10 protein-coding genes are annotated in these 14940 nt (G+C 59.5%); 5 read left to right on the top strand and 5 right to left on the bottom strand.

Annotation, left to right across the window (positions count from 1 at the left end; genetic code table 11):
* Window positions 1-64 precede the first annotated feature (64 nt).
* From OHL18_RS13975 to OHL18_RS13955, 5 genes are all read right to left on the bottom strand, one after another.
* On the bottom strand, window positions 65-835 hold the full coding sequence (locus OHL18_RS13975) for a VOC family protein (protein WP_263375461.1): 771 nt from the start codon (window positions 833-835) through the stop codon (window positions 65-67).
* A 95-nt stretch (window positions 836-930) separates the two neighbouring features.
* Entirely contained in the window at window positions 931-3732 is a 2802-nt protein-coding gene (locus tag OHL18_RS13970; protein ID WP_263375460.1) for a glycosyl hydrolase, read from the bottom strand.
* Entirely contained in the window at window positions 3689-4681 is a 993-nt protein-coding gene (locus tag OHL18_RS13965) for an amidohydrolase family protein (protein ID WP_263375459.1), read from the bottom strand. The genes OHL18_RS13970 and OHL18_RS13965 overlap by 44 nt, the downstream gene beginning before the upstream one ends.
* A 94-nt stretch (window positions 4682-4775) precedes the next feature.
* A complete protein-coding gene (locus tag OHL18_RS13960; RefSeq protein WP_263375458.1) occupies window positions 4776-8189 on the bottom strand; it encodes a glycosyl hydrolase in 3414 nt (1137 codons plus the stop codon).
* 56 nt (window positions 8190-8245) lie between these two features.
* Entirely contained in the window at window positions 8246-9433 is a 1188-nt protein-coding gene (locus tag OHL18_RS13955; RefSeq protein WP_263375457.1) for an L-rhamnose/proton symporter RhaT, read from the bottom strand.
* A gap of 125 nt (window positions 9434-9558) precedes the next feature.
* On the opposite strand from OHL18_RS13955, the gene OHL18_RS13950 reads away from it, so the two are divergent.
* The 5 genes from OHL18_RS13950 to OHL18_RS13930 all read left to right on the top strand — a co-directional run bounded on the left by OHL18_RS13950 (window position 9559) and on the right by OHL18_RS13930 (window position 14872).
* The gene (locus tag OHL18_RS13950; RefSeq protein WP_263375456.1) at window positions 9559-10299 is read left to right on the top strand and encodes a (Fe-S)-binding protein; all 741 of its coding nucleotides are present in this window, start codon (window positions 9559-9561) and stop codon (window positions 10297-10299) included.
* Window positions 10296-11750 carry a LutB/LldF family L-lactate oxidation iron-sulfur protein gene (locus tag OHL18_RS13945; protein ID WP_263375455.1) on the top strand — a complete coding sequence of 485 codons (1455 nt, stop codon included), beginning with the start codon at window positions 10296-10298 and terminating at the stop codon, window positions 11748-11750. The genes OHL18_RS13950 and OHL18_RS13945 overlap by 4 nt, the downstream gene beginning before the upstream one ends.
* 124 nt (window positions 11751-11874) lie before the next feature.
* Window positions 11875-12375: a LutC/YkgG family protein gene (locus tag OHL18_RS13940; protein WP_263375454.1), complete on the top strand. Its 501-nt coding sequence runs from the start codon at window positions 11875-11877 to the stop codon at window positions 12373-12375.
* A gap of 124 nt (window positions 12376-12499) precedes the next feature.
* Complete coding sequence (locus OHL18_RS13935) at window positions 12500-13705, top strand: TIM barrel protein (RefSeq protein ID WP_263375453.1); 1206 nt, start codon at window positions 12500-12502, stop codon at window positions 13703-13705.
* A 78-nt stretch (window positions 13706-13783) separates the two neighbouring features.
* Window positions 13784-14872, top strand: coding sequence for a substrate-binding domain-containing protein (locus OHL18_RS13930; protein WP_263375452.1), 1089 nt, complete (start codon window positions 13784-13786; stop codon window positions 14870-14872).
* Window positions 14873-14940 lie beyond the last annotated feature (68 nt).

The raw sequence follows: 14940 nt of genomic DNA, 5'->3' as shown, positions 1-14940 counted from the left end.
TAACCACGGGCTCATCGGTCAGAGACTTACTTCAGTACCTGCGAAGCGCTGGTTCGGGCCTTCTCTATTCGCCGCTGCTCACCAAAGAGAACATGCCGCCCTGCGGGTCCGAGCCCTGGATGATCCAACCGCCGCCCGGCACCTGTATGGGACCGTTGCTGATCTTGCCGCCACCAGCTTCGACCCGCTTCACGGCCGCGGCGACGGAGTCGACACAGAAGTAAAAGCCCCAGCAGGAGACAGGAATGAACGGAGGCTTCGCCATCATGCCGCCGTCGCCCATCTCCTTGTGGTCGCCTTCGTCGAACAGGCGGTAGAGGCCCATGGGGCCCATATCCATGTCGCTCAACTTGGTCCATCCGAAGAGCTTGTTGTAGAAGTCGAAGCCAGCGTCCAGATCGGTTGTGTAAAGTTCGTGCCAGCCGATCGTTCCTACCGCGGGAGGCTCAGGACGTTGTGTTGCTGGCATGGCCGGGTTCGGCGTGAATACGACAATGGCCGCACCCTGCGGGTCCGACATTACCGCGAAGCGCAGCATGCCTGGAACGTCAGTTGCGGGCTTCCAGAGTTTGCCGCCAGCCTCAAGGATTCTCTCGATGTGGGCGTCCACGTCGTCCACGGAGATATAGCCTACCCACCCAGTGTGCCCGGGGATGTTGATCATGCCCGCGATGCCGACCTCCCCGATATTGAAGGTGGTGTACTGGATGCTGCCATCCGGACCGGCCATCTCGTTGACCGTCCAGCCAACGACGTCGGAGTAGAACTTGCCGGCGGCCTTGGTGTCGCTGGTCATCAGTTCATACCAGCCAAACTTTCCTCTTGGGGTGAACATAGCGATATCTCCTTTGGCCAGCAGGATGCGGCGTTTGCTTAAGCACTCAAGTTGATATCAACCTTGTCCCGCGATGTCAACCGGCGAACAGTTAATTATTCGCTGGGACCGGCAACGCCTCCGAAGACGAGTCGGATGGTGCCGAGCAGGCCCGAGGGAATGGGCCTGACCTGATCAAGGTCCTGCATCTGGAAGCGGTCGCCGTACCGCTTGATGAGCGGGCCGTAGTCGTGGGGAGGCTGTGCGGCCCAGGCGTTCAAAGCGGTGTTGTAGACGTGGATTTCGATGTGGTTCGCTCCGGAGCGTAGCAAAGCTGATGCTTCGAGGCGGTAAGGCGGATGCCAGAGAGCGCCGGCATCATGACCGTTGAGGGTTACAAGGGCCGCCTCGCGGACGGGCGGATCGTACGTTGCGTGCATGCCGGGGCCGGGAAGAGTGATCTTCGGATTTGGAAGCCCTTCGGGTCCGAGGGGTGGCGGCCCGTGGCTGTCGGCAGATGGCCCGGAGAGCGCAGAGCCGCCGTCGATCTGGAGAAAAACCGGACCAGCTGGGACGGAGGCGAGATTGAAGTCGCGGCTGTAGACGGCTTCGCCAGAGTAGTGCAGGGTCGCGGGATCGGTGATCCAGTCGGAGAGTTCAGCTTCATTTCCTGTCTGACCCGATGCGGTGAACGTCACCTGCCAGTCTCGGCTTAGATCCAGCGATTCTTTGAGTGCGTGCGACTTTGGCTGATGCTGCGAAGTCTGGTCGCTGATTACATAAAGCACAGACTCGTAGGGCGCAAGCCTAAGATCGATTGAGCCGTCGGCCTGAACATCTTCGCGGCTGGCGGAGCCAGTATCGACGTCCCACCGAGCGATGTTCTTGAATCGGCTGGCAAGAATGGCGCGGGCTTGGACGAACTGATTCGAGGTGTTCGCGACGAAGTAGATATCGCTATCGGAAAGGCTTCGGCGGATGAAGCCGAGCCCGTTCTTTACGGAATCGGCTGCGTTCGCGAGTTGAAGGTCAGGTACCGCGGCGCGATGCAAAGCGGCTTCAAGAGTAGCGGGGTCGGCGACAAGCGGATCGCCCGAGAAGAGTCGCTTCGACAGTTTGATGAACTGCTGCGGTGTCGTGCCATCGGCGTCGATGGAGGGAGCGTGTCCGACCGCGATCACATGGCCGCCGGCTTTCACCCATGCGTCAATCTTGCGAAGAGTCTCGATCGGAATGCGATCGCTGGGAGGAAGCACGAGGACGGAGTGATGGATGCCGAGCCGGTTGATTGTGTCGGCGTCGGTGAAGTCGACGTTATACCCAGCGGAGAGAATAGCCGAGAGCAATGCTGGTGAGACGAGTTGGTTCATGGCCCCTGAGACCGTGACCTGTCCCGGCGAGAAACCCGCCCACGCGTCGTCAGTAGGCAGAAGGACGGCGACCTGGTTGGCTGGCTCGCCCTGGCGCAGGAGGAAGCTGAGGCGCTGGACGTAAAGGTTGATCTCGGGCATGACCGGGTGCCACGGATTGTGATCGTTGAAGACGGCAGCGGCGTAGAGCGACCAGCCAGGCTCTCCCACCTGGGGTGGGGAGTAAGGCCAACCGTGATAGATGAGCTGGTTCTCGCCCATGATGAAATCGATGTCAGCCTCGGCTTTCATGTCGAGCGGCGTGGCGCGGAAGACGGGCGAGTGCAGCCATGTGAAGCTCTCACCAGATGTCACTTTATTGCCGAAGAGGTGATTGGCCGAAGTTGCCCAGCGCAGGGTAGAGAACGCGCGCCACTGCGGATGTTCGCCTTCGGGCAAATCTACGAAACGCTGGCTTGAGAGCGAGACGGCGGGCTCGCCATAGGTCTGCGAACGGAACTTCGTACGGTGGTCGTGAGCCCACGTGTTGATTTGGAGCAGATAGTTTTCATCGACTAGTTCAGTGAGGGTGCGGCCATAGTCGTGTCGAACCTGATTGGCTGCGGGAGAGCCGCCAGATGCGAGTTCGGGTAGATGAGGCAAGAGATCGTAACCGCGCCGCTTGCGGAACTCCTCGGGCAGCGAAGGTGTCCAATCGGCACCGTACGCTTCAAGTGAGTCCGAGAAGATGGCGTAAGGCGGCGTGTTTCCGAAGGCACGTAGCAACGGCTCTCCGATAGCCTTCAGGTGAGTTGCAACCGCTTGTTTACTGAACGGATCGAGCACGTAGCCTTCGGCACCTACTGCCGCTCGTTTCACCTGCTGCAGCGTGTGGCTTGCTACGAAAAACAAAGCCACACGAGGCTGGGTGGCTGATGGAAGAGGCGTGCCACAAGTCACTCCTTGAGGGCTGGACGCGTCCCAATTGGTAGGCGTGCCCTTTGCAACAAATGTAGAAAGGATGCTCTCGCCCTCGCTCAGCTTGAGTTTGGGAAGGGAAGTGGCTTCAGGTGGAAGTGCGAGAGCGATGACGCGAAGGCGCCCTGCGGCCTCAGCCAGTGTCGTAGCCGGGCCGCCGTAGGGCCAGCCGCTGCAGAGCGTGACATCGACACGAAGCCCAAGCCTGCGTCCCTCGGACTGCGCGTAGGAGACGGCATCGAGCATCGCAGGAGACAGGAATGGCAGGTTCTTGAGGCCGTGAGTTGGGTCATCGATCACCTCCGGATAGACGAAGGCAAGTTCGACGCCACCAAAGTTGTCAGCCTTCATCTGTTGGAGTTCGCGGAGGATCTCGGCCTTCTCGACAGCGGGACCAAACCACCACCATCGCACCATCGGCTTGCTGTTCTCCGGCGGTGAGAGGAACTGTAGCTGGATCTGCGTAAGGGTGGGCCTAGCCTGTTGCGCTGAGCAACAGAGCGCAGTCGCGCAGCATGCAGCAATCGCGAGGGTGCCGTTGACCAGATTAGCGCGGCTGATTTGGAAGGCGCGGGTGCCATCGATACGCATGGATCGAATTCCTCCAGAAGAGTTTTTCCTGCGCGATGCGGCTCTTGCCTGCGGCATAGTTTTTAAGGATGCTGACCGTCTCAAGGTAAGGCAGAACGTGGTCGCTGTTAGGCCAGTCACTGCCGAAGAGCACCTTGTCTTCGCCAAAGATATTCCACAACTCGTCAAGGGTGTCATTGTAGGACGCTAAGGCTTTCGACACCTTCCCGTCCTGCTCGAGCGGGATCTCCGAGAGTTTTATGTAGACGCGTTGTGCACCGCCAAGTCTGCGGAGCGATTCAAGGTAGGCCGCCTTCGCCGCTCGATCGACAGGGAACACGGCGTGGGGGAGATGGTCGACGACGATCGTGAGGTCCGGGATGCGATTCGCAATATCCGCAAGTGTGGCGACGAGCGCTGGATTCGGATTGGCGCTCTCGAAGACGAGCTCCGCCTTCGAGACGAGCTTCAGGCCATCACGGAATCCCGGGCGGTTCACATCTTCGACGAGGTTGCGGCTCCAAAGGTTTCCGTAGCGCAATCCAAGGAAGAGAGGATCTTTATGCAGCCGCTCAAGTTCGTTCGCGAACTCCGGCGAGCCAGGGATGAGGTCCCCGACAATGCCCACCATGAGTGGACTCTTTTTCGCGGTGGCGAGCAGCCAGTCGTTGTCTTTCGGCAGGGGACTGGCTTCAACCGCAATGGCACCGACAACTCCAAAGCTGTTTGCAAGTTTCTGATAGCGATCGGGCAAAGCGGGCTTATAGAGTATGGTGTCGGATGGCTCGGGCCACGGAACACCACCGGGGCGCGTGGGATCGAAGAGATGAATATGTGTGTCGATTATCGGGATAGACACGGCAGATGAGGCGCAGACCTCTCCCGTGGCCAGAGCCCCCGCGATGTATGCAACGGACTTGAGTAGATCTCGGCGATGGATCTTCGTGGCCGTCGCGTCCGGCGATGTCATGTGTATTTTTCCTCGTCCGGTTGAGAGTAAAGGTAAACGGCTGCGGCGCATGGACCGGACTCCATGCGCCGCAGATTGCTGTTCCAGCGTAGATCTATTCGCGAGACAACGAGTAGAGCTTCACCGGTCCGAGCAGACCTGAAGGCAGAAGGGGCGAGCTGGCCTTGTAGGGTTTGACGTCCGCGAAGGTGTACTTCACCTTTGCGTCCGGCTGCTCATCGCCGATCAGGCGATTGACCCATGCATTTGTCACCTTGACGGAGAGCTCATTCTTTCCGCTCTTCAAGGCGCTGGTGATGTTGACGCGGTACGGTGCGTGCCAGACGACGCCCAGTGACTTGCCATTCACTGTCACCTCGGCGAGGTTCTTCACGTCACCTAGATCCAGCCAAACTTGCGTCCCCTTCTTCGCCCATTCCACGGACGCGTCAAAGGTCTTCGTGTACGTCCCGGTTCCAGAGAAGTACTTGATCCCCGCGTCTGAGCTGTCGGCCCAGGACATCAGCTTATCGAAGTTTGCAGTGGGAGGAGCACCTCTATCAGGCTGAAAGCCGATCTCCCAGCCGTGATCGAGCGATGCGATCTCCGCTTCCTTAGGCGCGGGAGCCACATAGGATTTAGTCTTCGTACTTCCGTAGAAGACGACGAATACTGTCCCCCAGGGCTCGAGCTTGAGAGGAACCGTAGTATGGCCGTCAGCCCTGGTGAACGACGCAGCCTCTCCTTTGCCTGTCTCGGCATACCAGAGGTGAGGTGTCTTTCCTGCCACGCGAAAGGTGGCGTCGACGCTTGCAGGGCTGTCGCTGCGGTTGTCGACGAAGTAGACATCGCCATCCTCCAGCTTGCGATGAACAAATAGGAGACGATTATCTGCAGCGGGCTTGGTGTAGTCGAAGTCGGGCTTGAGGTTGATTGTATGGAAGACATCGTCAAGGCTCTGGCCCGTGTAGACCGTACCTTTCCCAACCTTGTGCACTCCGGAGCCATCACCGAACAGCTCTCTGTTGAGCTTCGCAAACTCGGTGTGGTCGTCGCCAAGGCTGGGATCGTCCGCGGGCATCGGACCTGCAAGCGTTGCACCGTCCGCAACGAGCTTGTGAATGGCGCGGAGCACGGGCAGGGACATGTGGGTGCTGTAGGGATCAAGTGCCAGCAGGCTGTAGCTCATGCCACTGGCGGTTGTGATCTTGCCGTTAGCCGTCTTCAACTTGTGGATGAGACCGTCGGCGTTGATGTAGTCGAAGCCGTAGCCGGCGGGAATGTTGGGTGCCTTGTCGCGGAAGATGGCGGTGAGGTTCGAGTCCTCGCCATAGAAGTAAACGATGTCCGCGCCGAAGTGTCCCTGCTGCAGCAGGTAGCTGGTGCGGGCAAGATAGTCGATCCACGGACGTGCCTGCTCGGCCCATGTCTCGTTGCGATTGAACCACTGTCCGAAGGGCCCAAGCGTCAGCCCAGGTGCCTTGCCGACGAGCGGCTGGTGAGCGGACTCGTGAATGACGAAGCGGTTGACGCCGTTGAGAAACTCCTGATCGGCCGTGGGCTTGAGCGTTGCGGGCGACCACGCCCAGGGCGCAGCTGCTGCAGTCATCGACTCCGCAGCGACGAGATTCTGGCCGTAGATGTGCGCGACCGACGCGGACTCTCGGTCATCCGCGTTGAATCCGAACTGTTCATGGTTGACGCCTGGTGACTGCGTCCACATAGCGGCCATCGGGATGTCGTCGAGCTTTTTGACCTCCATGCCGTCGGCGACAAAGGCGCGGCCGGCTTCGTGAGACTCGCCATAGTGTCCGATACCGCGCTCCTTGAGCGATGCCTGCACCTGTCCGTAGTGTTCGTCGGAGATGAGATCGGCGATGGTCTTGCGGAAGTCCCACAGGAACTGATCGCTTGCCGTCGCGCTCTCGACGACCCGGCCGGTGAGCACGGGCATCCACGGCAGCGGATCATAGCCGCGATACTTCTTGAACTGCGCGATCATGTCATCGGTCCAGTTCTGCGAGCCGGCCTCCCAGCTATCGGTGATGACGTAGCGAATGCCGCGCTTGCCCATCCAGTCCGCGCCGACCGTGTCCTTATAGCTATCGAGATAGCCGTCCATGTACTTCTTCACGTAGGCGTGGTTCAGCTTGTCGACTTCAAGGCCGGTGGCCTCTTTGGTCGCAGGATGATTCGTGATTCCAAGGAGCGAGTAGCCAAAGCGGACGACGACCCAACCGCCTGCAGGTGGCGTCCAGTCCAGGGTTCCATCGGGCTGCATCTTGCTGGTCAGGTCGATGACGTCGGACTTCGCAATGACGGCGTCCGCATCGACCGTGGGAGTTGCGAACGGGTAGAGGTCTTGCATCGTTACAAATGCTGCCTTCTCTTCGAAGCGGTTTACACGCGCGCCTGTCTGCAGCGTCAGCTCCGCGATCTCATACTCGGGCGTCTTCGGAGTGGTGGAAAGACCAAAGGAAGAAGGGTCCATGCCAACGGCCCAGAAAGGCATCTTCGGAGCGGCGCCACGTTTGAAGACCACGCGTACAAACTTCGCGTCCACATCAGGAAGCGAGACAGTGTGCCGCGGAGCTCCGCCATCGGGCAGCGGGACGACGTCGCGGAAGGTGGTGCCGTCGTCACTGACTTCCAGGGACTTTTCGGGATTACCGACACCGGTGAGAGCGCCGACGATCTCGTTGATTGAAGCAGTGACGATGGTCAGCGAACGGATGTGTTGCGGCGTGGGGAACTCCCACTGTATCCATGCATCCTGTCCGACGGGAGGTATGGGCAGCTTCATCATCGTCTGAAGATCGCCGTCGCTCAGCATCGTGAGGTCGGGCGACCCTGAACTGACGGTGATCTTAGCATTCAGCGAATCCGCTGCGAGCTCAGCCTTCGGCTTGCGGTAGGCGACCACTGCGGCGTCGGCATAGAACTGCGGGAGAGTCGTGCCGGGGCCCATGGAATCGCCGCCTGCTATGTTCTGGAAAGGACCGGTTATCGATGGCGGATGCGTAAGCTTGCCTGCGAATGGTTTGCCGCCCTCAACCTCCGTTTCGCTCCAGACATACTTCTTCATGCCTTCGGACGGTGGTACCCACGGGCCTCCGGTCTCGCTCCAACCCGGTGATCCAGCGATAGCCTCTTCCATGCCCAGGCTGTCCGCAAGCGTGGTTGCGTACTTGAAAGCGTCCTTCCACTCCGGCGTCATGTAGACAAGGCGCTTCTCGACGACCTGCGGCGTCGAGAGCGCAGCATCGAAGTTCTGGAAGCCCGCGATGCCGGAGCGATGCATCCATTCCAGATCGAGCTTGATGCCTTCCTTGGTGATATTGCCGTTCATCCAATGCCACCACACGCGAGGCTGCGCCGAGGATGGTGGATCCTCGAACCCCTTCATCAGTGCGTTCTTGTCGGTCTGGGCCAGGGCATTCAGCGACAGGACGAAAGAGATGCCAAGGATGGTCGCAACGCGCGACTGAGATAGTCTGCGGGGCTTTGCTTTTGATGTCTTAAGTTGCATCGTATCCAACTCCTTTGTGAAGGGCCTGGTGAATGAAAGAACACGAGAGCTCGGAATTAGCGAGTAGCTTGAACGGTCGTCTCCATCGCCTTAAGGTAGTTGCCGTAGCCGACGACAAGCGTCGATCCGATCAGCAGCATCAGGCCGCAGGTCACGAGCGTCTTGGTGCGACGGCTGGTGCCCTTCCACTCCTTCAAGGCGAGACCCCAAAGCGTCGCGAAGATGATGATGCTCGCCATGTGAAGAGTCCAACTGGAGAAGTCGTACCGGCCCATCTTCGTCTGGCCCATGGAGTAGAAGAAGAACTGGAAGTACCAGATGACCCCGGCGAGCGCGGCGAAGAGGTAGTTGCGAACAAGAGTAGCGTTCGAGAGTCTCGAAAGCGCTGCGATGTCACTGGCGTCGAAATCCATCAGCGTGTCCCCCGAAGTTGCGACCGCGCGCATGGGGTTGCTGCCGGGCGTTCCCGTGAACTGCGCGAAGGAACGGTTGCGGAAGATCAGGATTATTGACCAGACAAAGTTGGTAGCGAACCCTCCCCAAAGCACGACGACAAGGACAGGAAGATTTTGAAAGACTTCGGGCCTTCCGGTTTCGATCAAGTGAGCTTTCGCGATGGCTCCGATAGGCGCTCCGGCATCCAGGCCGAAGGCGAAGAAGGAGCTCATAAAGCCCGCGCCAACAGCGATCAGCACACCCTTTACGAAAGAGAAGTCGCGCTCGCCGGACTCCGCTTTCTCCTCCGGCGTAATCTCGCGCTCCTTCGAAAGACCCGCCGCACCGTTGACAGCAACCGCGACGAGGCAGATGAAGATGCCAAGCAGAATGATCTGGCCGGAGCGTTCGCCGGCGATTGTCACGAGTTGTCCGTGAAAGATGGGCGGTACCAGCGTTCCGAACGCCGTGCAGAGCCCCAGCGCGATCGCGTAGCCGAGAGCGATGCCCAGATACCGAATGGCGAGGCCGAAGGTAAGGCCGCCCACTCCCCAAAGCATTCCAAACAGAATCGCGACCCAGATCGACTCCGGCTTCGTGACGTAGGCAGTGTGCAGGATGTGGAAGAGGTCCGGGACGAGCAGCCCAGCGAGGAAGATCGGCGCGATTAACCAAGCGGCGATTCCCTGGATCAGCCAGTAGATCTCCCAGGACCAGCGCTTGATGCCGCGGAATGGAATAAAGTTGGTGGCAGAGGCGAAGCCGCCGATCCAGTGATAGATGACTCCGAGAAACGGGTTCGAACCCATGATGGCCTCAAAAGAGAGTGAATGCCGCGAAGCGCACTCATCCTACATGATTGGAAATGCGAAAGGGAAATATACTCTCTATTGAATCGTGTGCCGAAAACTGCCGTACACCAAGCGGAGGCTGATTGCGTATCTCGCTGTTCATCACTTGTTATAACGACACGTTGTTCCCGGATACCGGCAAAGCAGTGGTGCGCGTTCTGGAGCGGCTGGGGCATACGGTGGTCTTTCCCGCCGGCCAGACCTGCTGCGGCCAGATGCACTACAACACCGGTTACCAGAAAGAGGCCATGCCCCTGCTGGAACGCTTCGTCGCGCAGTTTCGCGATGCTGACGCGGTCGTCGTCCCATCTTCCTCTTGTGTGGCGATGATGAAGGATCACTATCCGAAGATGGCCGAGGAACTCGGCAAGTCCGATCTGATCCGCGACGTGGCTGAACTGCTGCCTAAGATCTTCGAGTTCTCCGAGCTGCTGACGCGCCGGCTTGGGCTGGAAGATGTCGGAGCGTACTACCCCCATCGCGTGACGTACCACGCAAGCTGTCATGGTCTCCGCAACCTGAACCTTGGCGATGGCCCACTGCGGTTATTGAAGGCGGTGCGCGGCATCGACCTGGTTCCCATTGCGAACGTAGAACAGTGTTGCGGCTTCGGCGGCACCTTTGCCGTCAAGAATGCAGAGGTCTCAAGCGCTATGCTCGCAGAGAAGACGACCGCCGTACTGAACACTGGTGCCGAAGCATGCACGGCCTGCGATAACAGCTGCCTGATGCACATCCAGGGCGCGCTGCATCGCCAACGCACAGGCGTGCGCACGATTCATCTCGCGGAGATTCTCGCGAGCACGGAAGAGGGCCGCGCATGAGCCTGCAGCCTCTCGACCCGCGCACGGCGGACGTCTTCCCGATGGCCGCTCGCCATCTTCTGGGAGACTCGCAACTACGCAAGAACGTCCGTCACGCCACGGATGTCATCCAGAACAAGCGCCGCATTGTGGTCAACGAGATGCCTGACTGGCAGGAGCTTCGCGAGTCCGGCAAGCGCCTGCGCGAGCACACGATGCAGCACCTGGGCGAGTATCTCGAACAGTTCGAGCGCAACTGCAACGCTGCCGGCGGCGTAGTTCACTGGGCGCGCGACGCGGCGGAGGCCCGCCAGATCGTTGTCTCGCTTGCCAAGGCAGCGGGAGCGAAAGAGGTCATCAAGATCAAGTCGATGACCACGGAAGAGATTCAACTCAACCCTGCTCTGGCAGAGGCTGGCATTCGTCCGTACGAGACCGACCTTGCCGAGTTGATCATTCAGCTCGGGCACGACCAGCCATCGCACATCGTTGTTCCCGCGCTGCATAAAAACCGCCAGCAGATACGAGAGATCTTTCGCCGCGAGATGAAACTCCCTGAGCTCGGGACGAGCCCGCAGGACCTCGCGGACGCGGCGCGCCTCTTCCTGAGGGAGAAGTTCCTCACCGTGCCAACAGCCGTTAGCGGAGCGAACTTTCTCATCGCTGAGACCGGCGGAGTCTGCGTCGTAGAGAGCGAGGGCAACGGCCGCATGTGCCTCACGCTGCCAGACACGCTCATCACCATCGCGGGCATCGATAAGGTCATTCCGCGATATGAGGATCTCGGGGTGCTGCTTCAGTTGCTGCCACGTTCTGCCACGGGCGAGCGCATGAATCCCTACAACAGCATATGGACGGGAGTGCATCCGGGCGACGGACCAAAGGCCTTTCACGTCGTCCTGATGGACAACGCTCGGACCAGCATTCTTGCTGATGCTGAAGGCCGGCAGACCCTCAACTGCATTCGCTGCGGAGCCTGCCAGAACGCCTGCCCGGTCTACCGCCAGACGGGCGGGCATGCCTATGGTTCGGTCTATGCGGGGCCGATCGGTGCAATCCTTACTCCGCAGTTGATGCAGATGGAGCACGCACAGTCGCTGCCGTATGCGTCGTCGTTGTGCGGCGCGTGCTATGAGGTGTGCCCGGTAAAGATCAACATTCCGGAGGTATTGATTCATCTCCGTAATAAGGTCGTGGAAGAAAAGAGCTGGGCCGACCCGGAGGCGATCGCGCTGAAGACCGTCGCATCGATCTTCCTCAGCGAACGCCGGTTCCGAGCAGCACAACGGCTCGGACGTATCGCAGAACTCCCGCTGGTCCGCAAGGATGGTCAGGGAGAGGGCTGGATCAGTTGGCTTCCCGGTCTGCTAGGGGGATGGACACAAGTGCGCGATCTGCAGTCCATGCCGAAGGAGAGCTTCCGCGAGTGGTGGGAGAAGCGCGCGGAGCACAAGGGAGGCAGCGATGTATGACGCTCGCAGCGATATGCTCGCAAGAATCGCCCGCGCCACCTCGGCGGGCTCTTCCAGCTCATGGGAAGAGATACCCCGGGACTATCGGCGATCCTCCACGGCTTCTGACAGGGAACTGATTTCCTTGCTGACACATCGGTTGCGCGACTACGACGCGCAAGTGGTCGAAGCCTCCTCTACGGATGCGTCGACGGCAGTGGCCGCGATGCTGAAGGCGCGCGGGGTCTCGCGCATCGTCGTTCCGCCTGGACTGCAACCTGCGTTGCTGCCGCCGGACTTCGACTTTATAGAAGACACCGGTCTCTCTCATGCAGAGTTGAACCAGTGTGAGGGAATCCTAACGGAGTGCACCCTGGCCATCGCGGAGACGGGCACCATCGTGCTACAGAATGTTCCTGGGCAGGGGCGTCGCGCCGCGACCCTCGTGCCGGACTATCACCTCTGCATCGTCGATGCCGCAAAGATAATCGCCACCGTGCCCGAGGCGTTCGAACGCTTGCAACCAACGGCGAATCTTGCAACGACGTTCATCTCCGGCCCTTCGGCGACCGCGGACATCGAGATGACGAGGATCAAAGGCGTCCACGGGCCACGGTTCCTCGACGTCGTTCTGCTGCTGGAATAATGCTTCAAAGGGATATCGTTTGACCGGACGTGTGCAAATCCTTGACAAAAGGAGTCGCACAGACGAGGCTAGATGAAATTCCAATAGGTAGGTTCTTCTTCTTTAGGAATTCGGAGGTTGGGCGATGGCGTTAGAGGAAGGAAGCCGGACAGAAAAGCATCGGCAAAAGATCTGGAAGGCGCTGGACGAATTCCGTATCGAAATCCCGTCATGGGGATTCGCCAACACGGGAACTCGCTTCGGCAAATTCTCTCAGCCTGCCGCGGCGACTTCGATTGAAGAGAAGTTCGCCGACGCTGCCGAAGTGAATGCCCTCACCGGCGTGATTTCGAACCTTGCACTGCATGTTCTCTGGGACCTGCCGAACGGGGTCGCTGATGTGCCGAAGATCCAGCAACTGGAACAGAAGACCGGTATTCGGTCGGGATCGATCAATCCCAACGTCTTTCAAGACCAGGAGTACAAGTTCGGCTCGATCTGCAATCCAAGCGTGGAGATCCGAGGAAAGGCTCTCTCTCATCTACTGGCTTCGGTCGAAATTGGCCGCGCTCTTGCCACCCGCGACGTCTCGCTTTGGATCTCCGATGGCTCGAACTATCCGGGCACGCAGAGTATCCGCCGCCGCATAGAGTGGATGGAGGAGGTTTTGGGCAGTACGCATGAGGCGCTTGGCCCAGACCAGAGAATGCTGGTCGAGTACAAGCCCTTCGAGCCCGCCTTTTATCACACCGACATCGCGGATTGGGGCATGGCGCTTGAACTCGCGCGTCGCGCCGGACCCAAGGCCAAGGTGCTGGTCGATACCGGCCATCATCTGCAAGGCACGAACATCGAGCAGATTGTGGCGTGGCTGCTGCACCTGAACGCACTCGGTGGCTTCCACTTCAACGATCGCAAGTATGCCGATGATGACCTCACTATTGGTTCGATCGATCCTTATCAGGTCTTCCGAATCTTTCACGAGATACTCAGTGTTCCCGTTGAGGATCGAAGTGCGATCGCCTTTATGATCGACCAGAGCCACAATCTGAAAGGCAAGGTCGAGGCCATGGTGCAAACAGTCTGCGCGGCGCAGGAACTGTATGCCAAGGCCGCCCTCGTAGATCACGAAAAGCTTGCGGAACTGCAGGATGCCTGCCGACTAGTCGAGGCGGAAGAGTGCTTCCGCGACGCCTTCTGGCAGGACGTCCGTCCCATCGTGCAGGAGTGGCGCGAAGCGCGAAAGCTTCCGGCAAATCCTCTCCTCGCGCTCGCGGAGAGCGGCTACATCGAGCGGATTACGGAGCAACGTGGGGCTCGCAACTCGGCGAGCATTAGCAGCTATGCGTAAGTGTACTTAGGTGGTCAGAATGTCGATTTCGCTCACTCCGTGTAGCCTATGTCTGTATTGAAACGCACGGGAGCGGACATGCGAAAGACAACGAAGCGGCTTTACCTGATTCCGGTACTCTCTAAAGCCCTCGACATACTTGAACTGCTACAGCTTGAAAACCAGCAGATATCGCTGGAGGCAATCTATCGCAAGACGAAGATCTCAAAGACGACCGTCTATCGCATCCTTAAGACCTTTGTGCATCGTGGATACGTCTCGCAGTCGCAGGACGGCCTATACCGGCACGTCTCGCGTCCACGGAAGGTGCGCTTCGGCTTCGGCAGCCAAAGCACGGAGATGCCCTTTTCAAACGCGGTGACGGCGAGTCTGAAGCTCGCTGCGGCGGCCAGCGGCGTCGATCTGGTGATCCTGGACAACAGCTACCACGGACCGACGGCGATCAAGAACGCCGAGCAGTTCGTCGAGAAGGGCGTCGACCTGATCATCGAGTTCCAGGTGGAACAGAGCGTCGCTCCCATTATCGCGGATAAGATCGCAGCGGCGAATATCCCCTTGATTGCCGTGGATATCCCTCACCCGCACGCCACTTACTTCGGCGTGGACAACTACCGAGCCGGCGTCGAAGCTGGCGAGGCGCTGGCGGCGCATGCCGCCCACAAGTGGTCCGGTCGCGCGGATTGGGTGCTGGGCCTCGACCTGGCGGAAGCAGGGCAGTTGGTCCAGAGCAGAATCACCGGAGTCTTCGAGGGCGTGCGAGAGAGCTTCCCGGAACTTCCCGTCGAGTGTTTCGTCCGAATGGACGGCCGCGGCATGCGCGAACACAGCCGCAAGCTGGTGGCAGGGTTCCTGCAGCGCCATTCAAAAGATAAACATATCCTGATCGGCGCGGCTACAGACACAAGCGCGTTGGGAGCGTTGGACGCTGTTCGCGAACTGAAGCGGGAGCGCCATGTGGCGATCGTCGGACAGGACTGCATTCCGGAGGCTGAGGACGAGATTCGCAAGCCGAGTTCGCCGTTCATCGGCTCGGTCTCGCACGAGGCGGGCTCCTATGGCGAACGGTTGATCCACCTTGGCCTGTCGTTATTGCGTGGTCAGACCGCTGCGCCGTACAACTACGTCTCGCATCGGCTTGTAACAAGGGACAATCTGCCGCCGGCCTAACGAGTCAATGAGTCAGCGTTCATAGTGAGAGACGCCGCCGCGATACCTGTGGGCGCGGCCGAATTTGA

This window comes from Granulicella aggregans, assembly GCF_025685565.1.
Taxonomy (GTDB): Bacteria; Acidobacteriota; Terriglobia; order Terriglobales; family Acidobacteriaceae; genus Edaphobacter; species Edaphobacter aggregans_B.
This window is presented reverse-complemented; position numbering and strand designations above follow the sequence as displayed.

Bases quoted from the DNA above. Each gene is read 5' to 3' on its own strand.
- OHL18_RS13975 (WP_263375461.1), bottom strand. From the start codon at position 835: ATGTTCACCCCAAGAGGAAAGTTTGGCTGGTATGAACTGATGACCAGC.
- OHL18_RS13970 (WP_263375460.1), bottom strand. From the start codon at position 3,732: ATGCGTATCGATGGCACCCGCGCCTTCCAAATCAGCCGCGCTAATCTG.
- OHL18_RS13965 (WP_263375459.1), bottom strand. From the start codon at position 4,681: ATGACATCGCCGGACGCGACGGCCACGAAGATCCATCGCCGAGATCTA.
- OHL18_RS13960 (WP_263375458.1), bottom strand. From the start codon at position 8,189: ATGCAACTTAAGACATCAAAAGCAAAGCCCCGCAGACTATCTCAGTCG.
- OHL18_RS13955 (WP_263375457.1), bottom strand. From the start codon at position 9,433: ATGGGTTCGAACCCGTTTCTCGGAGTCATCTATCACTGGATCGGCGGC.
- OHL18_RS13945 (WP_263375455.1), top strand. From the start codon at position 10,296: ATGAGCCTGCAGCCTCTCGACCCGCGCACGGCGGACGTCTTCCCGATG.
- OHL18_RS13935 (WP_263375453.1), top strand. From the start codon at position 12,500: ATGGCGTTAGAGGAAGGAAGCCGGACAGAAAAGCATCGGCAAAAGATC.
- OHL18_RS13930 (WP_263375452.1), top strand. From the start codon at position 13,784: ATGCGAAAGACAACGAAGCGGCTTTACCTGATTCCGGTACTCTCTAAA.